The organism is Paenibacillus sp. 01T424, assembly GCF_056398745.1.
This window is the reverse complement of record NZ_JBFTPZ010000026.1, coordinates 17,122-41,423: the sequence shown is the minus strand read 5'-3', so window position 1 is coordinate 41,423 and position 24,302 is coordinate 17,122. Positions and strand designations below refer to the sequence as shown.

Below are 24,302 nucleotides of genomic sequence, written 5' to 3'. Positions count from 1 at the left end.
ACTAATCCGTTTGCAAACCGAGCAGCTGGAATGCTCCTGCAACGATGCGATGATTGTTATCGTATCCGGATTGCTTTTGACGTCTCCAAGCTTCTCCAGGCTCAAACCAATCGACGCCGCGGATCTCTTCTACTTGTGCATGCAGAGATCCTCCAACAGCCTCAACTAAATAATAATGAACCTCTTTATCGACCATCCCGAAGGCTTCATGCTCATATTTATATTTAATTTGATCAATCGGAGCGATGATCACCCCTTCAAGACCCGTTTCTTCGACGATTTCACGCAAAGCGGTTTGTTCAATCGTTTCGCCGGGCTCCATTTTTCCTTTTGGCAGCGAAACTTTTCCGTAACGATCCTGAATGAGCTGGATTTGCAGTTTTCCTTCCTCGGTGCGGCGATAAACGACACCGCCTGCTGAAATTTCCTTCATGTCCGTTTCCCCCTTGCAGCATTAAACAGATTGTATATGCAGCAAAGGATTCCTCCATCTTTTCCACAAAAGGAATCGATAAGCAAAGGAATCCCCGCATTTTGTCAAGCTATAGCTAGGCTCTTATCGCTTCCGGACGCTCCAGCACGAAGGTGTGCTGCTCCATGCTGCTCGCTGCGGCAGGATGATCTTCCATCACACGAACAAGCTTGGCGCGGCATTCGTTGACGCCTGCTTCCGTGATTTTCACTCGGCAAAGCTTGCCGATCAGCGATTCTGTGCCGTCGAATACGACCTGGATATAGTTATCCGTATAACCCATAACAAGTCCAGTACCCGGGGCACCCTTGTAATCGCGCTCTGGGATTACATCGAGAACATGGCCAACGTATTGCTCAGCGTATGCAAGCTGCATTTTCTCAGACAAATCAATTAGCTTATGCACGCGCTCATTTTTCACTTCTTCATCCACTTGCTCGTCCATTCGAGCAGCAGGCGTACCTGTGCGTTTCGAATAAGGGAACACATGCATTTCAGCAAATTTCAAATCTTCCATGAAGCGGAAGCCCTCTTCGAACATTTCTTCCGTTTCTCCAGGGAAACCGACAATAACATCCGTTGTAATGGCAACGCCAGGCATTGCCTGATGCAATCTTTTAATTTTTGCTGCGAATTCTGCAGTCGTATATTTACGGCGCATCCGCTTTAATACGGAGTCTTCACCTGCTTGGAGTGGAATATGCAGATGGCGGCACATTTTGCTTGAACGGTTCAACACATCAATCATCGCATCGTCGATTTGACTTGCTTCGATCGAACTAATTCGAATGCGCTCTAGTCCCTCTACCTTGTCCAAGTCCCATAGCAGACTTGTTAGATTGTAATTTTCCATATCATCGCCATAGCCGCCAGTGTGAATACCCGTCAGCACAATTTCCTTGTAGCCGGATGCAACGAGCTGTCTAGCTTGCTCTAGCACGCTTTCTGAAGCACGGCTGCGAGATAAACCGCGTGACCATGGAATAATACAAAACGTACAGAAGTTATTGCAGCCCTCTTGAATTTTCAAGAAAGCACGCGTCCGCTCCGAGAAGTCCGGTACATTCAGTTCCTCAAAGTCACGAGTCTTCATAATGTTGCGGACGGCGTTAACCGGCTGGCGATCATCGTGAATTTGATTCACGAACGTCATAATTTTCTCCCGGTCCTGTGTCCCGATGACAAGATCGACGCCTTCAATAGCCATAATCTCTGCTGGAGAGGTCTGAGCGTAACAGCCCGTGACCGCAATGACAGCATCGGGGTTGCGACGAACAGCGCGTCTAATGATTTGACGGCTCTTCTTGTCTCCCGTATTGGTTACCGTACATGTATTAATTAAGTAAACATCAGCAGTCGATTCGAAATCGACCTGTTCATAACCTTCGTTTTTAAATAGCTGCCAGATCGCTTCTGTATCATAGAAGTTTACTTTGCAGCCCAGCGTATAAAATGCGACTGTTGGCATAGTTGTTACGCTCCTCCCATTTCTCCGGATTCATATAATAAGCAGGTTAATCCTACGATGCCCGCTGTTTCCGTTCGTAATATTCTTCTGCCTAGTCCAACCAGCACAGCACCAGCTGCTTCTGCCTCGTCCGCTTCACGATCCGTGAAGCCGCCCTCAGAACCAATAATGAGCAGTACTTTCGGTGAGCTCACTTCGCCTGCTTGTTCGGTCCATTCGTTAATCGCTGTGCGAACGCCTCTGCCATGGGCAAGATGACCTTCACGCTCATAACAAAATAAAACCAAATCGTAATTGGACATAGACTTTATGAGCTCACGCCAGCTATGCAGCGGCTCAATCGCCGGAACACGGTTGCGATGTGCCTGCTCTGCCGCTTCCTTCGCAATTTTACTCCATCGCTCTATGCGCTTTGCTTCCTTCTTTGCATCATATTGAACGACCATGCGCTCGGACTGAAAGGGAACAAATGCATAAGCACCAATCTCTGTTCCTTTCTGTATCACAAGCTCCATTTTGTCGCCCTTAGGCAAGCTCTGAGCGAGCGTTATTGCCCATTTCGGCTCACTATCATTGCCTAGCATCTCAACAATTTCTGCGGTTACGAGTGTTGCAGATGCTTCAAGCACAGCGACAAGCGCCGTGCGCGACTCCCCATCGCTGACAATAAACTTATCGCCTGGCTTCGTGCGCATAACCCTTGCGGCGTGATGCGCATCGTCGCCGATTAGGCGGATTTCAGAGTCGCTAAATTGCTCCGCCGCTATGAAATATCGTTGCATGATCTTTTTCCAACCACCCTTAAACAAATTCCATCCTTCATAATAACATGTTTGTGTTCACTAAATCTATCAGAAACCGTTGCCAGCAGCCTGCGAACGGCCGCCTAGCCTCTATAAGAAAATCTGGTAAACCCACGCAAACGTATTGTTCATTAAATCTGCGCCTAACCCAAGTACAGGATCAAGTGTTACTTTACGAAGCGGCGGAATAAATACGATTAATAAAAAGATAAACATTCCCCACTGCACATTTTGATCCATTTTGTAACGAAGCTTTAGCGGCAACAGATCTGCGATGATCCGGTAGCCGTCAAGCGGAGGAAGCGGAATAAGGTTAAAAATAAACAATAAATAATTATACCAAATAAAATAATCAAAAAATCGATGTACAGCTGCATCCACACCGACAGATGCTCCGCTTAAAATATCTGAAGCCAAAATCGCAACATAAATAAAAATGCTTATCGTACCCATGAGCAAATTGCTTAACGGTCCTACTGCGGTCACTACAATGCTCATCATTCTCGGACTTTTGAATTTGCTTGGATTTACCGGTACGGGCTTCGCCCATCCAAATCCGGCAATGAGAATCAACAGCGTCCCTAGTACATCCAGATGCACACGCGGGTTTAGGGTTACACGTCCAGCATTATAAGCAGTATCATCACCAAATTTATAAGCGCTGTAAGCATGAGCGAACTCATGCACGGTAAATGCAATAATTAAAGCCAATACGATAAATGGCAAATCCTCCAGCGGAAATCGCAAAAAGCTTTGCAAGTCCATTAAATCACCTGTGGCTTTCTCGCTACGATTGCGATCCAATCCTCATCGCGGCGCTTCTCAATAATTTCAAATCCATGACGAATTAATCCTTCTTCTACATCGGTTTCTTTATTTTTGTAAATGCCGGAAGCAATATAAATTCCGTTTGGTTTTAATGCCGCAAATACATCGTCCACAAACATCAGGATGATTTCTGCCAAAATATTAGCAACAACAAGATCTACGGGCACGGTAACTCTAAAAGCGCCATTCGCAGCTGCTTGTTCTCCTCCAGCAGATTCTTCCTTAATTACACCAAGCAAATCGCTAAGCCGCACTTCAACTTTCTCCGAAAGATTGTTTAGCGACACGTTCTCTTTGGCACTGGAAACAGCAACGGGATCAAGGTCAACCGCAAGTACGCTCTTCGCGCCTAGCAGACAAGCTCCAATAGCGAGTATTCCCGATCCTGTGCCGACATCAATGACTTCTTCTCCGCCGCGAATGACAGACTCGAGCGTTTGCAGACACAATGAGGTCGTAGGGTGTGTCCCTGTTCCAAAAGCCATTCCTGGATCCAGCTCGATTATGCGCTCATCCGGACCTGCTTCATACTCTTCCCAAGTTGGCTTAATCGTTAACTTATCGGAAATGCGAATCGGCTTGAAATATTGCTTCCATGCAGTCGCCCAATCCTCATCATCTACAGTTGCAACGATATATTCTACAGTTCCGGGATCAATATCAAATTCACGAAGCTCTTCGACACGAGGTCTAATCGCTGCAACTAACGCATCGGTATCGGTGTCTTCTCCAAAATAGCCCTTGATGATCGCTTGGCCTTCTGGAATATCGTTAAGCGGCGTTTCGTACCATTGTCCAAATGATGTATCACGCTGTTTGCTGAGTGTACCCGATTCTTCAATGGATACGCCTCCTGCTCCCATCTCATGCAAAAAGTTGGATATCATCTCTTGCGCCTCTTCAGTTGTTGAAATTGTAAGTTCAAACCATTTCATATGTAATATCCTCCAATGCCAATCGTAAACGGCTATCGCCGACCGCGGTCGACTAGACAAACGTTTCGCTTTAAAAACCTAACATCTATTGTACACCAGAGTAGTGCCTTTGCACAAAAAAATGACACAAGAGACCGACTGCTGTATTTATGCTACAATCGTTACGGAATCTGGAAGAGGATAATTACAATTCCAGCAAGCTTTTTATCGTCGGGAGGTTTACTGCAATTATGTCACCTAGAAATATTGAAAAAGATCAGAAGCTGCGTGATGAGCGGCAGCGCCAAATACTAGAAGCAGCGATGCATGTGATAGCACGGCGAGGATTGCCAGCAACCAAGATAGCTGATATTGCTGCAACGGCCGGCATTAGCGTTGGCAACGTTTATAAATATTTTCGCTCAAAAGAGGACATATTCCAAGCGCTGGTAGAAAGCGGCCAAAAAGAATACAGAGAGTTCGTTGAGCAGGCGCAGCAAATGCCGGTTATTCACTGCGGTTCGAAAGCATAGCAAGTACAGCGAATGGCGTGACATTCTCGTCCAATCGCTGCGCCCTGCACAGCTGGAGCTTCTAGTAGCAGCTCATATTTAATGGTTCAAACGAATAAAAGGGACTGAAGGCTATACTAGCCCACAGTCCCTTTTTATGTTTAAGTAATAATTGTATTTGCGTTGCCGCCCATTTGTTTAATAAGATGAAGCGCGCGTTCGGCGACTTCATCATCTATGGTTGCCGTCAGCAATCCACTGTCAAGCAACCCGTTCACTTCAATTGCACGCAGCGCTTGAAGCTTCCGCATCGTCTCCTGAGCAGCACCCTCACCCTCGAAGGTCGCTTGGATTTCAATATGGCTCATTATGCCTGCTCGTTGCGCTCATCAGCTGCAGCTGCACGCTGAGCAGCTTTGCGATCTGCTTCGTCAGCAAGCTCTTCAGAAAATTCCACATCTTCGTTTTCGCCTACAGGCAGGTTGCCAAAGTTTGTTTTCTCCAAGCTGTTATTGTTGTTGTTATTGTTTGTCATCGTATTAGTTCCCTCCGGTTGTGTGTTGATGTATGGTTTTCCTACCCGAATAGAGTATGTTAATCCACCCCATTCTATACAGCCGTGGGAAGAAAAAAAGACGTGCCGGGTTATTCACCGCGGAACGCCTTTTTCATTTTTTCGAATATAGATTCATGATGTTCTTGATCATTCGATACGGAATCGCCGCTTAGCCCGCCAAACTGACGAAGCAGGTCCTTCTGATCATCCGTCAAGCTCGTTGGTGTTACGATAGTAACCTTCACATGCTGATCGCCTTGACCGTATCCACGAAGCTTAGGAACACCCTTGCCTTTGAGTCTGAAGTAAGTGCCTGTTTGTGTGCCAGCTGGCACCTTGAGCTTCACTTTCTCCGTTAACGTAGGAATCTCAATTTCATCGCCAAGAGCTGCTTGCACGAATGTAAGCGGAACTTCGCAATAAATATCATCGCCTTCACGTTCGAAAAACTCATGCGGCTTCACACGGATAACAATATACAAGTCGCCCGCAGGACCGCCGCGAAGACCGCCCTCACCCTCGCCAGACATACGGATTTGAGCTCCGTCATCTACGCCGGCTGGAATACGGATGTTGATTTTGCGTTGACGCTTCACTTTACCCGCGCCATGGCAAGTTGTACATTTATCTTTTATTACGCGGCCTGTTCCGCTGCAATTCGTACAAGCACGACGGTTGACCATACGGCCAAATGGCGTATTTTGAACAACCTCCTGCTGTCCGCTGCCCTTACAAACCGAACAGCTCTCCGGCTTCGTACCCGGCTTAGCTCCATCACCATGACAGGTATCGCAAGTTTCTGTTCTAGGAATCGTAATTTCAGTTTCTTTGCCGAATACCGCTTCCTTAAACTCAACTGTCATTGTATATTGCAGGTCATTGCCGCGCTGCGGTGCGTTCGGATCACGACGACCGCCTCCGCCGCCAAAAAACATGTCGAAAATATCGCCGAAGCCTCCGCCGAAATCAGCGCCGCCTCCGCCGCCCATACCTTGGTTTGGATCAACATGGCCGAACCGGTCATACGTTGAACGTTTTCCATCGTCACTTAGTACATCGTAAGCTTCTTTAACTTCCTTGAACTTCGTTTCTGCATCTGCAGCTTTATTTACATCGGGATGATATTGACGTGCTAGCTGACGGTATGATTTTTTAATATCGTCTGCTGAAGCATCCTTGCCAACACCAAGAACCTCATAATAATCGCGTTTGCTTGCCACCTGTTCTCACCTCCGCTATATATCCTATGATTCCTCTATAAGCACGAAAGGAGGTCAAAGCCAGGTAGCGCCTGTCTTTGACCTCTCGCTCGCTACACTTTATTTATTATCGTCAACCACTTCATAGTCAGCGTCTACTACATTGTCTTTGCCTTTTGCAGCGCCGCCAGCTTCTGGGCCAGCACCTTCAGCTGCTTGTGAAGCTTGCTCATAAAGCTTAACTGAAAGCTGTTGAACGATTTCAGTCAGCTCTTCAGCTGCTGCATTGATTTGCTCAAGATCGTCTGTTGCAAGTGCTGCAACTACTTTTTCTTTTGCAGCGTTAGCTTTTTCGATTTCAGAAGCGTCAACTTTATCGCCAAGATCTTTAATTGTTTTGTCAACGGAGTAAACCAATTGGTCAGCGCTGTTTTTTGCTTCAACAAGGTCACGACGTTTGCGATCTTCTTCAGCGTTAAGCTCAGCATCTTTCATCATTTGGTTGATTTCATCATCGCTTAGACCGCTTGAAGATGTAATCGTAATTTTTTGGCTCTTGCCTGTTCCTTTATCAAGAGCAGACACGTTTACGATACCGTTCGCATCGATGTCGAAAGTAACTTCGATTTGCGGAACGCCGCGTGGTGCAAGAGGAATATCGTTCAATGTGAAACGACCAAGCGTTTTGTTGCCTGCCGCCATCGAGCGCTCACCTTGCAAGACGTGAATTTCAACGCCCGGTTGATTGTCCGCATATGTGGAGTACACTTGCGATTTGCTTGTAGGAATCGTAGTGTTGCGATCGATCATCTTAGTGAACACGCCGCCAGCTGTTTCAATACCAAGCGACAATGGAGTAACGTCAAGCAATACAACGTCTTTCACATCGCCAGTCAATACGCCCGCTTGTACAGCTGCGCCAAGAGCTACAACCTCATCTGGGTTAACACCTTTATGCGGTTCTTTGCCGATCAATTTTTTAACTGCTTCTTGTACCGCTGGAATACGAGTCGATCCGCCCACGAGTACAACTTTATCGATATCGCTTGGGGACATTCCTGCATCGCTAAGCGCTTGACGAGTAGGTCCAAGCGTACGCTCTACAAGGGAAGCTGCAAGCTCTTCAAATTTCGCGCGAGTAAGGCTAAGCTCCAAATGCTGAGGAACGCCGTCAACCATTGTAATGAACGGAAGAGAGATAGCTGAAGTCAATACGCCGGAAAGTTCTTTTTTCGCTTTCTCAGCAGCATCTTTCAAACGTTGAACAGCTGATTTATCTTTGGAAAGATCAATGCCTTGCTCTTTCTTGAATTCAGCAACAAGGTGATCGATGACAACTTGGTCAAAGTCATCTCCGCCTAGTTTGTTGTCGCCGCTTGTCGCTTTAACTTCGAAGAAGCCATCGCCAAGCTCAAGAATGGAAACGTCAAATGTACCGCCGCCAAGGTCATAAACAAGAATCGTTTGATCTTCTGTTTTCTCAAGGCCGTATGCCAGTGCTGCAGCTGTTGGCTCGTTGACAATACGAAGAACTTCAAGACCAGCAATTTTACCAGCATCTTTAGTCGCTTGACGTTGGCTGTCATTGAAATAAGCAGGAACCGTAATAACGGCTTGCGTTACCGTTTGACCCAAGTAAGCTTCAGCATCAGCTTTCAATTTTTGCAAAATGATTGCAGAAATCTCTTGTGGTGTGTAATCTTTATCGTCAATTTTTTCTTTGTGGTTCGTACCAATGTGGCGTTTAATAGAGCTGATTGTACGATCAGGGTTTGTGATCGCTTGACGTTTTGCTGTTTCACCAACAACACGCTCGCCATCTTTCTTGAAACCTACTACGGAAGGAGTTGTGCGGTTGCCTTCCGGGTTAGGAATAACAACTGCTTCTCCGCCCTCCATTACTGCTACGCAAGAGTTTGTTGTACCAAGGTCAATACCAATTACTTTACTCATAGCTATAGTTCCTCCTACAATTTTTATATTTTATCCTAATAACAGCTTGCTTTGTCTCATTTATCGAGAAAAAGTTTTACCGTTTAACTGCTTACTTTAACCATCGCTGGACGCAATACCTTGTCTTTCAAGATATAGCCCTTCTGAACTTCCTCAACAATGATACCCTCTTCATACTCATCGGAATCTACTGTCATAATCGCTTGATGGAATTCAGGGTTAAAAGGCTCGCCAACTACGTTCATAGCTTTAAGGCCTTCCTGCTCAAGTGTTGACTCGAGCTGACGGAAAATCATGTCTACACCCTTCGCAAGTGATTCAAAATCACCGTTAACGGATGCGGCTGCTACAGCGCGCTCAAAATTATCTACAACCGGAAGCAGTTGACCGATCAGCTTCATCGATGCGTACTGTCCGAGTTCTTCTTTTTCTTTCATTGTACGACGGCGGAAGTTATCGAAATCCGCTTGTGCGCGCAAGAAGCGCTGCTCTTTCTCCTCAGCCAGCTTCACAAGCTCCGCATAACGCGAATCTTCTTCCACAACCTCGTTTACAGTATCCTCGCTTGCTTGATCTGATTGCTCAGCAGATACCACTTCTTCTACAGCCTCGGCTGCCTCATTATGTTGTTCTTTCGTACTCATGCAATCACCTCCTAAAAAAGTTTACGAAGTAAACTTGGCAAAATATCATTAATTACTTGTACCAGCGGCCAAGAAGAACCGCCATATCCTTGGATATAATATCCAATAAGCTAATGACTTTGCCGTATTCCATTCGCGTTGGTCCTAGAATGCCGATCGTTCCCAGCGATTGGCCATCAATGGCATAGGTTGCTGTGATAAGACTGCAATCGCTAATTGCCTTATGGTCATTTTCTGTCCCGATACGTACTTGTATACCTGACGGAAGGCCGGAAAACATTTTCATTATGGCTGGTGTCTCATCAAGCAAATCCAAAATCGTTTTTACTTTGTCTACATCCTTGAATTCAGGCTGTGTCAGCATATTGGTTGTTCCGCCTAAGAAGATTCGGTGCTCATCCTCATTCTGCAATGCATGATCCAGTACCTGCAGCAGCTGTTCATAATGATCAACATGCCTTTCAAGCTCTTGCCCAACTTCAGTGTAAAGCTTCGACCTTAGACGAATCAGCGGAACGCCAACCAATCTTGTGTTTAAAATGTTAACGACCTTTTCCATATCGTCCATTTTCAGGCCGTCAGGAATTGAAATCGTTCGATTTTCAACATGTCCAGTGTTCGTCACAATAATAGCAACTGCTGATGTTTGATCAAGCGGCACAAGGCCAAAATGCTTAAGCGATGTGCTGAACATTTCAGGTCCAAGCAAAATAGATGTGTAATTGGTTAAATTGGAGAGAATCATCGCCGTTTGTTGAATAACCTGCTCCATTTGATTCATTTTGTCCGTTACGAACGAGCGAACCACACCAATGTCTTTCTCATCCACTTCGCTAAGCTTTATTAAATGGTCGACATAATAACGGTAACCTTTCGTTGATGGAACACGCCCTGCTGACGTGTGCGGCTGCTCTAAGAAGCCTAGCTCCTCCAAATCCGCCATTTCATTGCGAATGGTTGCCGGACTAAAGCCAACGTCGCCGCGCTTCGAAATACTGCGTGAGCCTACTGGTTCAGCCGAGCGAATATAATCATCCACAATTGCATGTAAAATCATCCGTTGTCTCTCCGTCAGCATTCGAATTCCCCCTACGTAAATGTCAAATCCGTTATTTCGATGTACCTTCGTTAGCACTCAATCCGATCGAGTGCTAATCATTACTACAAAAATACCAAACCAGCTTGTCGATTGTCAAGTCAGTTCGGCATTTTTCATGCGCCTAATTCAATTTAAACATCTAATAAACGATTTAATCACCCAAGGAAACTCCGCTATGGCTTAAAGAAAAGCCGCTGTGCCAGCAATATATGTTGGCGCAGCGGCTTATTCTACAAACAATTACACTTTATGAACTCTTCCTGCTTCATCTGTTGCAAACTTTTCTCTTCTCACGCGATTTTCACCTTGGTATAGCTCTACAATACGATAAGGTGAAACGGAGTCATCTATAATAACTTTCCAGCCATTTGTATTTAGCAAAGCGAACAGTTCATCGTAACCCATTGCTTTAAAACCATAAAACCCGCTAAATCCTGCCCATTTCTTCAAAAGCACTGTCGTTACATGCTTTAGCTTATCCTCTACTGCTACGATTTGATCTTTTTTTTGGCTCATTTTTATTTCTCCTCTATATGACAATAAACATCTACCTTGACTATATACCAAAACGCGCAGCATTACTATCAACGAGTTCGGACAAACTAACATATTAGTTGAATGAAACAAAAAAACCACTTTCCCAATAGTCCTAATGCAAGCGCTAAAGGAGAGTGGTTTATTTTCAATAAAAGAAGATGCGTTCGGAAAATGTGCTTTAATTCAACATTCTCAGTACAGCTATTTCATCGCAAGCAAGCTGCTTTGGACAGTTGATGCAATCCTTCCAAACCTTTTCCGGGAAAATTTCCTTATCAACGACCTTGAAGCCATTTTTCTCAAAAAAGGACACGGCATAAGTTAAAGCCATCACCTTCGGAATTTGCTGCTCTCTAGCCTGCTCGATCAACGCTTCTACCAGCTTGCTGCCGATCCCTACGCCCTTGTAGCCATCCGACATGCCAAGCGAGCGAATCTCAACCAATTCTTTCCCTAGCCGCAGCAGTGAACCGCAGCCAACAACTTCTTCCCCAATTTCCGCGACGACGAATGTATCTATCATATATTCGAGCGCTTCCCGAGTGCGAGGCAGCATAATGCCTTGCTCTGCATAACCTTTAATTAGTTCAAACAATGTCTCGATATCATTAGACGTTGCTTTTCGACATACGACCTGTACTGCCTGCATTTGTGCATTCGCCTCCACCCGGTGCAAGATCAAAATCAATATGAATAAATATACACCACAACGAATTTTTTCTCAAGAGTATTTTAGCCGTTATATCCGATAAAAGCACCAAAAACTTCGTTCCCGAGAAGCACACCTTTGTCAGTCAATCGATAAATGATATCGTCTTCTGTTTGCTCAGCTTCCAGCAGGCCATCCTTCATTAATTTATGAATAACATTACCGAACTTGTCCTCCAGCTTCTGGCCTTCAAATTGGTTCGAGAAGCGTGATGCCGGAACTCCGCTCAGCAGCCTGAGCCCAACCATCATTAAATCCTCCATCGCTTCAGCTTCAGTAACTTCAAACGTTTCAAGGCGCGGAAGCTTGCTTGAAGCCGCATCGATATACGGTGTAATCCCTTTTAAATTGACATGACGCATGCGATTGACATAGCCATGCGCGCCCGCTCCGAGACCGTAATACGGCTCATTGCGCCAGTAAGTGGAATTATGGCGGCTCTCATAACCTGGTTCGGCGAAATTGCTAATCTCATAGTGGCCGTATCCATTTTTTTTCAACATGTCCATTAGCAAAATAAACATATTAAACTCTTCTTCCTCTGGGGGCAATGGCAGCTCATTACGCTCATAGAGCTTATGGAACAACGTATTTTCTTCTACTTTTAGACTGTAGATGGAGTAATGGGGCAATCCCAGCTCCATCGCTTTGTTCACACTGTCTCTTAACAGCTCAACTGTTTGACCTGGCAGGCCAAACATCAAATCGATTGATAAGTTAGTAAATCCAACTTTGCGTGCATTCTCGATACTGCGATATACATCATCTACGCTATGAATGCGGCCAATACGCTCCAGCAATCCATTATCAAAGGATTGAACCCCGAAGCTGATCCGGTTCACGCCGCCTTCCTTCATAGCTGTCAGCTTGTCTATGTCCGTTGTGCCTGGATTCGCTTCCATCGTAAACTCCACATCTGGAGCAAGCGGGAAATAAGTGCGTACTGCTTTTAGAAATCTATCCATTTGCGGAGGAGTCAGTACGGTAGGCGTACCTCCACCAACAAAAACAGTATCAATTTCTACTGGCGGCCATTCAGCAACTGTACGCTGCATTTCTTGCTCAAGCGCATCGAGATACTGATCAACAGGCTGTCCCTTTAGTACATAGGAAGTGAAATCGCAATAATGACATTTATTCGTGCAAAAAGGGATGTGTATATATAAAGCGCGTGGTGATTGCGTAATGTTCATCGTTAACATTCTCCTTCAAGCGTAAACGGCTGGCACTGCATTAAAGCGGCAGGCTCACGTCCCGCGTTGAAATATAAGTCGGTAAATACAGTTCACTTAAAATAGAAAAGAGGGAGAGCTGCGCCCTCCCTCATCCTCGTACGTTTTAATCCTCGCCGATTTTGAGTACCGCCATGAACGCTTCCTGCGGCACCTCTACACTACCTACTTGCTTCATCCGCTTCTTGCCTTCCTTCTGCTTCTCAAGCAGCTTCCGCTTCCGGCTAATGTCACCGCCGTAGCATTTGGCAAGAACGTTTTTACGCATTGCTTTTACTGTCTCACGCGATATGATTTTGTTGCCGATAGATGCTTGAATCGGCACCTCGAACATTTGACGCGGAATAAGTTCCTTCAGCTTTTCACAAATAACCTTGCCGCGTTGGTAAGCACGATCGCGGTGGACAATGACAGACAAAGCATCAACCTGTTCATTGTTAAGCATGATGTCCATTTTGACCAGATTGGATCTGCGGTAGCCCGATATCTCGTAATCGAACGATGCATAACCCTTTGTGCTTGATTTCAACTGATCGAAGAAATCATACACAATTTCTGACAAAGGTAATTGATACGTAAGCGTTACACGATTCAAATCCAAATATTCCATATTCACGAATTCGCCACGCTTGTTCTGGCAAAGCTCCATAATTGCGCCGACATAGTCATTTGGTACAATGATAGCAGCCTTAACGAAAGGCTCTTCTACGAAGTCAAGCTTGCCTGCTTCAGGATAGTTCGATGGATTATCAATCTCCATCGTTTCGCCATTTGTCAGTGTAATTTTGTAAACTACGCTTGGTGCTGTCGTAATAAGCGGGATGTTGAATTCCCGTTCAATCCGTTCTTGAATAATTTCCATATGAAGCAAGCCAAGAAATCCACAGCGGTAACCAAAGCCCAAAGCAGTTGATGATTCCGGCTCATATTTGAGTGATGCATCGTTAAGCTCCAGCTTCTCAAGCGCATCACGCAAGTCATTATAGTCCTGTGTCTCGATTGGATAGAGTCCGCAGAATACCATCGGGTTAATCTGACGATAGCCTGGCAGACGTTCTGGTGCAGGTTTCTTCGCATCCGTAATTGTATCACCGACACGCGTGTCCTTCACGTTCTTGATGCCCGCAACGACAAAACCAACATCACCAACCGCAAGCTCCTTCACGATCGCCATGTTCGGCATGAATGCCCCAACCTCGATGACCTCGAATTCTGCTCCCGTTGCCATAAACTTAATTTTATTGCCTGCTTTGATGCTTCCATCCATAACCCGTACATAAACGATAACGCCTTTGTATGGATCATAATGGGAGTCAAAAATAAGCGCTTTAAGCGGCTGATCTGGATCTCCTTCTGGTGAAGGCATCTTCGTAACAACCTGCTCCAGTATTTCCTTAATGCCGATTCCCGCTTTTGCGGAAGCAAGTACCGCGTCGCTGGCGTCTAATCCAATGACATCTTCGATTTCCTGCTTTACCCGTTCAGGCTCCGCACTTGGCAAATCGATCTTGTTAATAACAGGTACGATCTCCAAATTGTTGTCTAACGCCAAGTATACGTTAGCCAGCGTTTGCGCTTCAATGCCTTGCGCAGCGTCAACAACGAGCAAAGCACCTTCACAAGCAGCGAGACTGCGTGAAACCTCGTATGTAAAGTCGACGTGTCCAGGCGTGTCAATCAGATTGAGTATATACTCGATCCCGTCATCTGCCTTATATGCCAAGCGTACCGCTTGCAGCTTGATGGTAATTCCGCGTTCCCGCTCCAAATCCATTTTGTCAAGAACCTGCTCTTGCATCTCGCGAGATGTCAAAGCGCCGGTAAATTCTAAGATCCGGTCAGCAAGCGTAGACTTTCCGTGGTCTATATGCGCGATAATGGAAAAATTCCTAATTCTCTTTTGTCGGTCACGTACGTCAGTCATGCCTAACCCCCACAATTTCCAATAATGCTAATCATTCCTCCTATTATATCAGTTAAGGGGAAGACCAGCAATGTTCATTATCACTTCGTCAGCCCATCGAATATAGATACGACCATTCGAATGCCTTCACTTGACATATTTTGCAGCAAACCAGAGGTTGAATCTGCGATCTTATTTACTGCCGGCTGGTCACTCTTAAGCGGAAGACCAGGCATCCTTTCATTTTCGGCAGGAAAGGTTTCGGCCGTTTCTCCTGTGGTTTCGTCATCATATGCAGCAAGTCGCTTTAGTTCTTTAAGCTCCTGCTCAAGCTGGGCAATCTTTTGCTGCTGTTCCTTCTGAAAATCATTAACTGGCTGCACATTCTGCTCTGTCTGCAGAATCTCTGTGTACCCGCTTGAGCCTTCTATAGGTCCATATATACGCTCGATGCCCGAAGAGGACATATCAATGCCATACATGATGATTATCGCCAAAGCACCGCCCAGCACCGTCCATTTTAGCGCATTTCGTTTCACTTATTCTTCGCCCCCTCCTACTTTTTTGTTGATGCCTTCTCGTCTGCCCAGTAAATTTCGGAAATAACTGCTGCTAGCGCATCCGCTGTTCGATAGGACTCTTCGAGGGTGTTGTCTACGCCCCCTACTTCTATAAGGACATTATCCTCAGCTAGCGATTGATTGTATTCGGCATTGCCTGATGAGGCTGTTTTGCCCCAAATTCCGCGAGAGATGCCTGGATATTTTTTTTCGAGCGCTTCATGAATTTTTGTCGCAAAGGCTTCATTTTTTTCCCAATTGGGATTTTTATGGCCGATAATGAAATAAACCTGCGCATAGCTTTTGCCATCAATATCGATGGTCGTTTCTTTCCGCCTCTGCGAGTCCCGGTGAAGATCGAAGAAAAACTTCAAATCCTTGCTGCTGGCAATGGCTTCTTTCACCGTTTTCATCGAATATTTATAGGAATAGTTCCAATCATAACCTTTAATCGCCGTTGGATAATCGGTGTTCGAGTGCTGTGCGCCTACACCCTTCTCCTCCAGCTTCTGGGCAAGTCGTTTGCCAACCAGTGTAATATTTTTTGTACTAGAATTCGGATCTTTCTTCTTGTCTGTCAGCTCAGGGTACCAGGATTCGCGATTATGCGAGTGATAGATAAAAGCCACTTTTTTTCCGCCAGTCGTAGGTTTCGCCGGCTCCCCGTTATCACCTTCGCCAGTTCCTGAAGATGGCTTGTCTGTCTGTACCGGCAGCGGCTCCTCCTCATTTCCTTCTGTCGTCCCATTATTCGATACATCTGTTCCTGTATCCTCATGCAATTCGCCAAGCGGATCATATGTAATCGGTGCATTATCTTCCGGCCCCACCGCTGTATCCGTACCGATGCCTTTGCGTATTAAGTAAGCATCATTAACCCCCATGCCAGGCAGCTCGCCTGCAAGCAGGCTTTTGGGATCGTTAGGATTAATATCTGTTAAAGCTCTCATAAGAAACGCGCTAATTTGCTTTGATGTAAACGTATCTGTCTCTCGACTGCTTTGAAATGCAGGCATCTCCATCTCTAGCATATCCCCAAAAAAACCGCTCGATACAGCAGCAGCAAAACCTTTCATTGAATTTACAGGCGAAGCTGTCGTTTGCTGATGCGCCATACCCGCTGCTCCTAACAAAATAAAAAATACCATTGAGCAAAATGAGAGCAACGCGAATGTACGTCCCGTTACTAGCAATTGTCTCACTCGTCTACTTTCCTTCCCTATATCAAGCAGCATAATTTTTCTTTTCATTGGTTTATTACCTCCCGCTTCATAGTGCTAGCCCATTAGTCACTACTAAACTATGAGAGTGATAGAGTTCATAGAACCAAATCTATGTGGAATAATTAGCGTTGATAGAGTTATAGGGATACAAAATAGCGAATCGCGCAAAAAAAAGAAGCTGTCCAAAGGTTATGCCTTTAGAAAGCTTCCTTCTTAATTATCCTAGGAATTTAATGCGTATACGCCGCAACATTGCTTGAATCAACCGCTTCGTGCAGCGATGCATTTAGCCCGCTTGCTATAATGTTGGCGATATCCTCTATAAATTCATCAATTTCCTTTGGCGTAACCAGCAGATCATGGCCAAGCGGACTGAGCACTTCCCTGACAAGCTGCAGCCTCTCGTTTTCTTCCATCTGATTTACCAAACCTAAAATTTGATCCGAGTTTGCGCTTTGTTTCTTAAAATGACTGCTCATCATCTCAAGTGTGTTGTTGACGATGGTCGAAGCATAAACAACGGTAGGCACTCCGATCGCAATGACCGGGACACCTAAAATTTCTTTTGTAAGCCCTTTTCGTTTATTCCCGATGCCAGAGCCTGGATGAATGCCTGTATCTGCAATTTGGATCGTTGTATTCACTCTCTCTAATGCTTTAGATGCCAATGCATCAATCGCAATGACGAGTTCCGGACTCGTCTTCTCAACGATACCTTGAACGATTTCACTGGATTCTATACCCGTTATGCCAAGCACTCCAGGCGCTACCGCACTTACCGCGCGATAACCAGGCGCCACTTGATCAGGCATCAGCTCGAAAAAATGGCGAGTGACCATTACATTCTCAACAACAATTGGACCAAGCGCATCAGGCGTAACATTCCAATTGCCTAAACCTACAATTAGAACTCGCGCTGTTTTACTTATGGACAACCGTTCAAGGAAAGCTTCAAAATGTTTGGCAAACTGTGTCGCCACCCTATCCTGCAGTCCCGTATCCCCTTTTCGCAGCTCCGGAACCTCAATCGTCACATAATGCCCTTGCATTTTGCCAATGGCCTGAGCGCCTTGTTCGTTTTGAACATGCAACTGCGTAATCGTTATTCCTTCATCTTCAGAAGTTTCGGATTGTATGCCTGGTATAGGCCCGCCGCTTGGCGCCTCTGCCATCTCCTTCGCTTCAAGCGCCAAGTCTGTTCTAACATTATATTTTTGCAAATCAAGTTCGTTCTCCATTGCTCATTCTCCCTTCAAACACCAGTTCTGATGTTATTGTTTGCAGATGGATTATTTTCATACTCGTAGATGAGCCTTCATCCTTACGGAATACAGTTTTTATAAGGAGCTTCCTGCTATTGCTTTTTGAGGAGTGGCATGATAATATACTTTAAGTTGTGTTGTCTAGGTTTATGATGTAGATAAACCGTTGTAAACAGTTTAGGAGGTGAATTCCATGCCAAATATTAAATCCGCGATTAAACGCGTTAAAACAAGTGAAAAGCGTCGTGCTTTGAATGCATCCCAAAAATCCGCACTTCGTTCGGCCGTTAAATCTGCTGACCAAGCTATCGCTGGCACTGATGTAGATGCTGCTAAAGCAGCTCTTATCGCTGCAACGAAAAAGTTGGACAAAGCAGCAACTAAAGGCCTGATTCATAAAAATGCGGCTTCCCGCAAAAAATCTCGTCTTGCTAAACGTCTGAATGCCCTTTCGGCTCAAGCCTAAGCAAGATAACCGCTCATACGAATGACGTTGTCCATCTGGTCAACTGAAATTCGTTTAGCACAACAAAAAAAGCTTCACTGCTCTTATCGAGCGGTGAAGCTTTTTTGTTGTTCCATGCTGCTTATCAGCTTTTCACATAAAAAAAAGGCAATGGAAAGAACGCTATGCGCCCTTCTCCATGCCAAGTGAAAGCAAATACAGCTCTAAACCGAGCGTTTTATCAATTGCTCCGGTTTTCATTTTATAATCGAGATCTGCAAGTGAAGCCAGCAGCCTGCCAAGTCTAGCCACTTGAAATTTCCGGCTTTTCTCCGCGGCAAGCTTGACTGCGTATGGATGCAAGCCTAATTGGCCAGCCATTTGCTGAGGGGAATAGTGATGCTGCTCCAGCTCTTTGATTTGCAGCATGATTCTTAATTGCCTAGCGATAAGAGCGGCGATCTTGATTGGTTCTTCACGACGAACCAGCAATTCTCTGTATAGACGAATAGCCTTGTCAATGCGAAGCTCAGCGATCGCATCCACAAGCGCAAATACGTCCTCCTCAACTGTTGCTGCAGTTAGCATAGATGCCGTCTCTACATCAATGACACCGCCTGTTCCCGCGTGCAAGCACAGCTTGTCCACTTCCTGCGACAATTGCTGCATATTCGCTCCAGCGCGTGATAGGAGCAGCTCAGCCGCATCTGAAGACAAGGTTCTTTGCTGATCTGTTGCCCGCTTAATCATCCATTGCTTAAGCTGAGCCGCATCGAGTTCAGGGAACGGAACTAAGGAATGACGATCCTTTAACGTTTTTACAAGCTTTCGACGTTCATCCAGCTTCTCTGATTGGACAGAAATAACGATAATGGATGTCTCTGAAGGATACTCCATATACTGAATCAGCTTCTCAGGACGATGCTCAAGCTTTCCGCCTTCCTTGCCTCCAGCACACAGCACAGTCGCATCTCGTATCAAAATCAGCTTCCGCTGCACAAAAAAAGGCGATGTTTCCGCTTCAAGAACCGCTTCTTCAATCGAGGTTTCCGCTGTATCAAATTTAACAATGCCAAGCTCTCGCTCCTCAGCTGTAAACATCGCCTCGGTCAATACGTTAATAAATTGCTGCAGCCGATAACGATCCTTGCCATACAGCACATAAATGGGACGGAAGCGTCCGCCCTTTATTTCTTTTAATGCTTCCTTTGCATCCATACCTTCACCTCGTCACGAGTAAGTACAATTAGACGGCAACAAAGGGATGAGCCATATAAAGCCTCATCCCTTTGCCGAACATCTATATAAACATTCGCAGGCAGGTCCATGGTACCGCCCTGCGGATGGTCATACGACGTTAAGGATTCGTCGCAGACACTATCGCTGCTAACATTATACGCATAAATCGATATAAATGTGCGTAATAACCCTTAATTTTTGCAGACCGCAATCTGTGCTGAAGCGAGCAATTTCTAAGTTAATGCCCTGCCTTCTGCTCCGTCAGCGTAGATAAATCGATCACATACTTCTCAATTGCTCCTTGTTCAACATGAACCTCGTAGGTCAGTTTTTTGCTGTCCTCAGACCAGACCAGATTGAGCAGCTCACCGTTTTTGCGCGGTGATGTGAAGACGACAGATTGATCGGCAGCAGCAACAACTTTAATTTTAAAATTTTCAGCCTTGCCGCTATAGAGGCCATCGGGTGAAACCGTTGCCGTGCTGTTCGTATTCACACCTAAACCATTCTCGCCTTCCTTTTCAACCAATCCTTCAGAAGGATTCGAAGTTAAGCCTTTGACTGAGCCATCCTCAAATGACCCACCATCAGGCGCTTTGTCTTCATTGGTTAAAGGATTGATTGCGGTACTCTTGGACGTTGGCGATGAATCGGCTTCTTTATCTTTATTTGCCGTTTCCGTCTTCACTTCTGGGTCTTCAGCACCGTTAGCGCTCGGTCTATAAGACATTTCCACTGGCGTTTCGCTCATCATATCAGCCGCGACGTTATTCGATCGCTTGGCTGAAGATTGTGATGCATTCATATCGCCAATCGAGTCTGAATTATACGTTACGATAAACAGGCCTGCAACGATTCCGGCTGCGATCACACCACTCATAATGCGCATGGACGGCCAGCGGCGTTGACGCTTCGAAAGACGTTTTGTTGCTTCCGTTCTGCTAACCATGGATGGCGGTTCCGCTTCAGCCTGACCAAACAGTTCCATCCGCTCTAATTGAGGCATAATCGCATCGACTAAGCTATAGCTCGGCATAACTTTTGGCAAACTGGTAAGCTCGGCGGACAATAGCTGTAACCGCTCGAACATGGCTGCACAGTCCGGACACTGTCTAGTATGATTCATCAAGACTTCGATTTCGCTTTCATCGAGATCGTTGTCTAGCTGTCTTTGCATTAGTTCCATCACCTCTTGACAATTCATCCCCGGACACCACCTTTCTGATAATCATGGAGTAAAGTCTGCAGCTGTTGCCTAGCTCTGAATAAATAGGATTTCACTGTATTGAGCGGCAAATCGAGCGAATCTGCAATTTCATTGTAAGAGAAATCCTGTAAATACCGAAGGACGACGACCGCACGATGATGCTCAGGAAGCTTGTCGATAGCGGCTTGAATGTCTTTAACAGCGTAAGCAGACATTACCTCGTCCTCCACGTTTTGTTTTTCGTGGAATACCATGTCGTGCTCATCTATTGAGACGGTCGGTTTATTTCTCCGAAACTTGTCAATGCAAATGTTGGTTACAATACGTTGAATCCATGTTTTGAACTGCGCTTTTTCTTCGTACGAGCCTATTTTTGTATAGATGCGAATTAGCGCTTCTTGCGCTGCATCAAGGGCATCCTGTTCATTATTTAATATATAATAGGCTGTCCGATAAACATGCGTTTCAATCTCTCGCAATAGAGTAATTAAAGCGTCGCGATCTCCCGACTGAGCGGCTCTTATAAGCTCCGGCTCCACCACGAAGGATCCCCCTCTCTTGCAACCATTCTGACGAACTGGTTGCGGTAAAAGTTGCAGATAAATTAGAAATATTACTTTATTTTTTTTAGTAAGTTTTAACAAGCAGAGCGATTGTCCCCAAGCGGACCGTCTTGAATGCACGAAGCAGGAAAAAACCATAAAAAATTTACAGATACTCGCTATGCTGTGAAAGAATCGAAATAAACTCCACATTAAAGGATACCAAATTTCAACTAACTCGTATATAGAAAGAAGTCGAATACCTCTGAAAACGGCTCGACTTCTTTATTCCTAAGTATGAATGATTTTCATATGATATGCGAATTTAGGTACGGAAAGATGAAAGCAGGCTTTTTATTCGCATTTTTTCGATACCCGCCTTACTTAATTTTTGTATACGTAAATAAATCTTGGCTGGTTACAATAAACCGTACCTCGCCATCACGATCTGTTCGCCACAAAGCGGTTCCCGCTTGATTTAATCGAGAAATCACATCTGGACTAGGATGGCCGTAGGTATTTGTCGCTCCAACAGAAGCTACTGCTCCAAGCGTACGCCAATAATCGAGCCACTCTGAGCTTGTTGAAAAACGACTGCCATGATGTGCAACCTTCATAACTGAGACGTTTTTTTCCTTTGAATCCATTATATTTTGCTGCCGCTCATTTCGTATAATGGCGCGCTCTGTGGCTGCATTAATATCACCGGTAAACAAGAAGACCGACTGAAAAAGCTGAACACTAAGCACAACACTGGCTTCATTCTGCTCCTCAACGTGAGCCACCGCTTCCTCTTTTTGCGCCAATGGCCACAGAACGCTTATCTTGGTATTTGCATCTACCTGCTGCTTCATGCCCGCAGACGCGCTGTACATTGGAATTCCCAGCGCAAGTGCCTGCTTAATAAGCTGCTGAGCATCATCTGCTTCCTTCACCGTTCCGTTCCACCAAATGCTGCGTATTGGAATCGTCTCCAAAACTGCTTTTAAACCACGGATATGATCGCTATCCAAATGTGAAATGACGAGGATGTCAATCTCGCGCACGCCTCTTTTCATAAGTAAAGGCACAAGCACCTTTTTCCCAATTTCAAAAGGGTCGCTCCGCTCCTTCCACTCTTCTCCCGGCTTGCGGAAGCTCATCGTACCTCCGCCATCGATTAAAATATGCTTGCCGCCGGGTGTTCGAATATGTACAGCATCGCCTTGACCAACATCTATAAAACTAACCTCTGCTTGACGGTTAAATAAATCAGGTTTAAAGGCATAAAAAATCATAATCAAAACTAGCGCTAACAGCAGATATAGGCTAATCCTTAGCTTTTTACTGCTTTCTTTAACCACTATGTAAGGATGAACCGCTCCAATTGGCGCTGTCTCCTCTATGGTCGCCGCTTCTTCCTCATGTTTCGCAGCGATTTGCATCGTCCAACTGCGCAAAATCCGAAATATAACACCAAATATAATCAGCCAAGCTGCCACCCACCAAAGAGGCGGAGTTGCCCAAATCGTCCTTAGTGAATCCACTTCGGACAGCTGCTCGACGAAAGCAAACGTCCATTCATTCGCGAAATGCGAGAAATAGGCCAGCAGCTTGCCGCCGCCCTCCCAAGGAATCGCAAGCAGGAGCGATACTGCGCCAAGCGGCATAACGACAAAGCTGATGAACGGAACGAGCACAAAATTCGCGAGCATAGACAACACATGAAACTGATTAAAATAATAAATCGTCAGTGGAAAAGATACAATCTGCGCTACGAGCGTAACCGCCGCCAGATCAAGCAGCGATTTTCCTCTGCGCCACCTCGGCATCGCTTGCCGTACAGGCTGGACTCCGACAATTAGACCGATCGTTACAATGAACGACAGCTGAAAGCTGACATCCTCGATAAAATAGGGATCATAAATAAGCATAAGCACCGCAGCAGCAGCTAACAAATGCAGCCCATCCTTCAGCTTGCCCATCCGAGCTGCCAATAGCCCAAGAACGGACATTAGACCCGCGCGGACAACCGAAGGGGAAGCGCCGGCAAGCAGCACATACAAGGGAACGGATAACATGAGGATGAGCAGCATTCGTTCGCGGCTTATACGTGCGAGGCGCAGCAGACCGCTAAGCGCATAAAGGAATACAGCAACATGGAGGCCCGAAATCGCTAAAATATGCGTTAAACCAAGCCTTGAAAATTGCTGGAACTGCTCTGGATCGAGGTCCTCGCGAATGCCGAGGACCAGTCCCTTCATGTATCCGGACTGCGAGGACGGATACAGCTGTTCCATCCGCGCGCCAAGCCATGCGCGCGCGTTGTCGACGCGGCCGAGCAGCGCGGCCGCGGTCCACTTGGGGCCCGGCGCCGGCTTTACGGCGGCGGTGCCCTTCACTTTGAGCAGCCAGTGGATTCTCTGGCTGCTGAGGTAGCGGCGGTAATCAAATCCGCCGCTATTGGATGCGCCAGCCGGCCGCGTAAGCTCGCCGGCAAGGCGCACTTTGGCGCCGCGCTGCCAAGCCGCGGCGATGGCCTGCTCCGGCTGTTCCATCAGCCGGACATGCACGATCAACCGCTCGCGCAACGGCTGCGCAGCGGCTTCACCCTGAACGTGGATGCTGTGCGCCTCCACGCGAAACATCGCGCGGTCGCCGTCGACCTCCACCGCCGATACAATAACGCCCTCCGCTTCCGCCGCATACGCAGCTCGCGGTCCATCCGCCTCAGCGGCGGCAAGCAGTGCTGGCAGCGCAGTCACGTTGCGGGCATCCGCCCATAACCGCTCTCCTGCGGCAAGGCACACTGCCAAAGCACAAGCCGCCGCGAGCTGCCACGTCGCTTTCTTGCCAAGCACTGCGGCGGTTGCGAGCAATATTCCCGCTCCCGCCGCAAGCCAAACGCCGCTGCTGTTCAAACCAGCAGCAGCCGCGCCCCCAAATACCCAACAAATCGCAAACCAAATTAAAGGACGTCGATTCACCTCTAGCTCCCTCCAATTCGCAAAGCCTC

At 46.2% G+C, this 24,302-nt stretch carries 24 protein-coding genes; 2 read left to right on the top strand and 22 right to left on the bottom strand.

Annotation, left to right across the window (positions count from 1 at the left end; all coding sequences use genetic code 11):
• Position 1: 1 nt before the first annotated feature.
• The 5 genes from AC1DPK_RS19370 to prmA all read right to left on the bottom strand — a co-directional run bounded on the left by AC1DPK_RS19370 (position 2) and on the right by prmA (position 4,506).
• A complete protein-coding gene (locus tag AC1DPK_RS19370) occupies positions 2 to 433 on the bottom strand; it encodes an NUDIX hydrolase (RefSeq protein ID WP_076266880.1) in 432 nt (143 codons plus the stop codon).
• 115 nt (positions 434 to 548) lie between these two features.
• Positions 549 to 1,940, bottom strand: coding sequence for a tRNA (N(6)-L-threonylcarbamoyladenosine(37)-C(2))-methylthiotransferase MtaB (gene mtaB, locus AC1DPK_RS19365; protein ID WP_477511358.1), 1,392 nt, complete (start codon positions 1,938 to 1,940; stop codon positions 549 to 551).
• A 5-nt stretch (positions 1,941 to 1,945) separates the two neighbouring features.
• A complete protein-coding gene (locus AC1DPK_RS19360; RefSeq protein ID WP_339203463.1) occupies positions 1,946 to 2,722 on the bottom strand; it encodes an RsmE family RNA methyltransferase in 777 nt (258 codons plus the stop codon).
• Positions 2,723 to 2,833: 111 nt separating this feature from the next.
• Positions 2,834 to 3,508, bottom strand: a complete 675-nt coding sequence (locus AC1DPK_RS19355; protein ID WP_076266879.1) for a site-2 protease family protein — start codon at positions 3,506 to 3,508, stop codon at positions 2,834 to 2,836.
• Positions 3,508 to 4,506 carry a 50S ribosomal protein L11 methyltransferase gene (gene prmA, locus AC1DPK_RS19350; RefSeq protein WP_477511357.1) on the bottom strand — a complete coding sequence of 333 codons (999 nt, stop codon included), beginning with the start codon at positions 4,504 to 4,506 and terminating at the stop codon, positions 3,508 to 3,510. Before prmA ends, AC1DPK_RS19355 begins: the two co-directional genes overlap by 1 nt.
• Positions 4,507 to 4,736: 230 nt before the next feature.
• On the opposite strand from prmA, the gene AC1DPK_RS19345 reads away from it, so the two are divergent.
• Entirely contained in the window at positions 4,737 to 5,018 is a 282-nt protein-coding gene (locus tag AC1DPK_RS19345) for a TetR/AcrR family transcriptional regulator (RefSeq protein WP_477511356.1), read from the top strand.
• A 140-nt stretch (positions 5,019 to 5,158) separates the two neighbouring features.
• On the opposite strand, the gene AC1DPK_RS19340 is transcribed toward AC1DPK_RS19345, so the two are convergent.
• The 13 genes from AC1DPK_RS19340 to gpr all read right to left on the bottom strand — a co-directional run bounded on the left by AC1DPK_RS19340 (position 5,159) and on the right by gpr (position 17,850).
• A complete protein-coding gene (locus AC1DPK_RS19340) occupies positions 5,159 to 5,365 on the bottom strand; it encodes a hypothetical protein (RefSeq protein WP_076266876.1) in 207 nt (68 codons plus the stop codon).
• On the bottom strand, positions 5,365 to 5,532 hold the full coding sequence (locus AC1DPK_RS19335) for a YfhD family protein (RefSeq protein WP_076266875.1): 168 nt from the start codon (positions 5,530 to 5,532) through the stop codon (positions 5,365 to 5,367). The genes AC1DPK_RS19340 and AC1DPK_RS19335 overlap by 1 nt, the downstream gene beginning before the upstream one ends.
• A 110-nt stretch (positions 5,533 to 5,642) precedes the next feature.
• The gene (gene dnaJ / locus AC1DPK_RS19330; protein WP_076266874.1) at positions 5,643 to 6,773 is read right to left on the bottom strand and encodes a molecular chaperone DnaJ; all 1,131 of its coding nucleotides are present in this window, start codon (positions 6,771 to 6,773) and stop codon (positions 5,643 to 5,645) included.
• Positions 6,774 to 6,872: 99 nt separating this feature from the next.
• A complete protein-coding gene (dnaK, locus tag AC1DPK_RS19325; protein ID WP_339203473.1) occupies positions 6,873 to 8,705 on the bottom strand; it encodes a molecular chaperone DnaK in 1,833 nt (610 codons plus the stop codon).
• Between the two features lie 83 nt (positions 8,706 to 8,788).
• A complete protein-coding gene (gene grpE / locus AC1DPK_RS19320) occupies positions 8,789 to 9,349 on the bottom strand; it encodes a nucleotide exchange factor GrpE (protein ID WP_477511355.1) in 561 nt (186 codons plus the stop codon).
• A gap of 52 nt (positions 9,350 to 9,401) precedes the next feature.
• On the bottom strand, positions 9,402 to 10,427 hold the full coding sequence (hrcA, locus tag AC1DPK_RS19315; RefSeq protein ID WP_076266871.1) for a heat-inducible transcriptional repressor HrcA: 1,026 nt from the start codon (positions 10,425 to 10,427) through the stop codon (positions 9,402 to 9,404).
• Between the two features lie 261 nt (positions 10,428 to 10,688).
• Positions 10,689 to 10,964: a hypothetical protein gene (locus AC1DPK_RS19310; protein WP_076266870.1), complete on the bottom strand. Its 276-nt coding sequence runs from the start codon at positions 10,962 to 10,964 to the stop codon at positions 10,689 to 10,691.
• Positions 10,965 to 11,163: 199 nt separating this feature from the next.
• Entirely contained in the window at positions 11,164 to 11,634 is a 471-nt protein-coding gene (locus AC1DPK_RS19305; protein WP_076266869.1) for an N-acetyltransferase, read from the bottom strand.
• Between the two features lie 83 nt (positions 11,635 to 11,717).
• Positions 11,718 to 12,887 carry a radical SAM family heme chaperone HemW gene (gene hemW, locus AC1DPK_RS19300; protein ID WP_477511354.1) on the bottom strand — a complete coding sequence of 390 codons (1,170 nt, stop codon included), beginning with the start codon at positions 12,885 to 12,887 and terminating at the stop codon, positions 11,718 to 11,720.
• Positions 12,888 to 13,032: 145 nt separating this feature from the next.
• Positions 13,033 to 14,850 (bottom strand): translation elongation factor 4, encoded by a 1,818-nt coding sequence (lepA, locus tag AC1DPK_RS19295; protein WP_441881053.1) that lies wholly within the window; start codon positions 14,848 to 14,850, stop codon positions 13,033 to 13,035.
• An 80-nt stretch (positions 14,851 to 14,930) separates the two neighbouring features.
• A complete protein-coding gene (locus AC1DPK_RS19290; protein ID WP_441881052.1) occupies positions 14,931 to 15,368 on the bottom strand; it encodes a hypothetical protein in 438 nt (145 codons plus the stop codon).
• A gap of 17 nt (positions 15,369 to 15,385) precedes the next feature.
• On the bottom strand, positions 15,386 to 16,639 hold the full coding sequence (spoIIP, locus tag AC1DPK_RS19285; protein WP_441881051.1) for a stage II sporulation protein P: 1,254 nt from the start codon (positions 16,637 to 16,639) through the stop codon (positions 15,386 to 15,388).
• Positions 16,640 to 16,842: 203 nt separating this feature from the next.
• Positions 16,843 to 17,850, bottom strand: coding sequence for a GPR endopeptidase (gene gpr / locus AC1DPK_RS19280; RefSeq protein WP_339203486.1), 1,008 nt, complete (start codon positions 17,848 to 17,850; stop codon positions 16,843 to 16,845).
• Between the two features lie 217 nt (positions 17,851 to 18,067).
• Here gpr and rpsT point away from each other — a divergent pair, with 217 nt between their 5' ends.
• The gene (gene rpsT / locus AC1DPK_RS19275; RefSeq protein ID WP_053376847.1) at positions 18,068 to 18,340 is read left to right on the top strand and encodes a 30S ribosomal protein S20; all 273 of its coding nucleotides are present in this window, start codon (positions 18,068 to 18,070) and stop codon (positions 18,338 to 18,340) included.
• Between the two features lie 162 nt (positions 18,341 to 18,502).
• Here the strand turns inward: rpsT and holA are convergent, their stop codons facing one another.
• From holA to AC1DPK_RS19255, 4 genes are all read right to left on the bottom strand, one after another.
• On the bottom strand, positions 18,503 to 19,537 hold the full coding sequence (gene holA / locus AC1DPK_RS19270) for a DNA polymerase III subunit delta (RefSeq protein ID WP_076266863.1): 1,035 nt from the start codon (positions 19,535 to 19,537) through the stop codon (positions 18,503 to 18,505).
• Positions 19,538 to 19,796: 259 nt separating this feature from the next.
• A complete protein-coding gene (locus AC1DPK_RS19265; RefSeq protein ID WP_477511389.1) occupies positions 19,797 to 20,744 on the bottom strand; it encodes an anti-sigma factor in 948 nt (315 codons plus the stop codon).
• A 14-nt stretch (positions 20,745 to 20,758) separates the two neighbouring features.
• Positions 20,759 to 21,307, bottom strand: a complete 549-nt coding sequence (locus tag AC1DPK_RS19260) for an RNA polymerase sigma factor (RefSeq protein WP_053376850.1) — start codon at positions 21,305 to 21,307, stop codon at positions 20,759 to 20,761.
• A 380-nt stretch (positions 21,308 to 21,687) separates the two neighbouring features.
• Complete coding sequence (locus AC1DPK_RS19255; RefSeq protein ID WP_477511353.1) at positions 21,688 to 24,273, bottom strand: DNA internalization-related competence protein ComEC/Rec2; 2,586 nt, start codon at positions 24,271 to 24,273, stop codon at positions 21,688 to 21,690.
• Between the last annotated feature and the right edge of the window lie 29 nt (positions 24,274 to 24,302).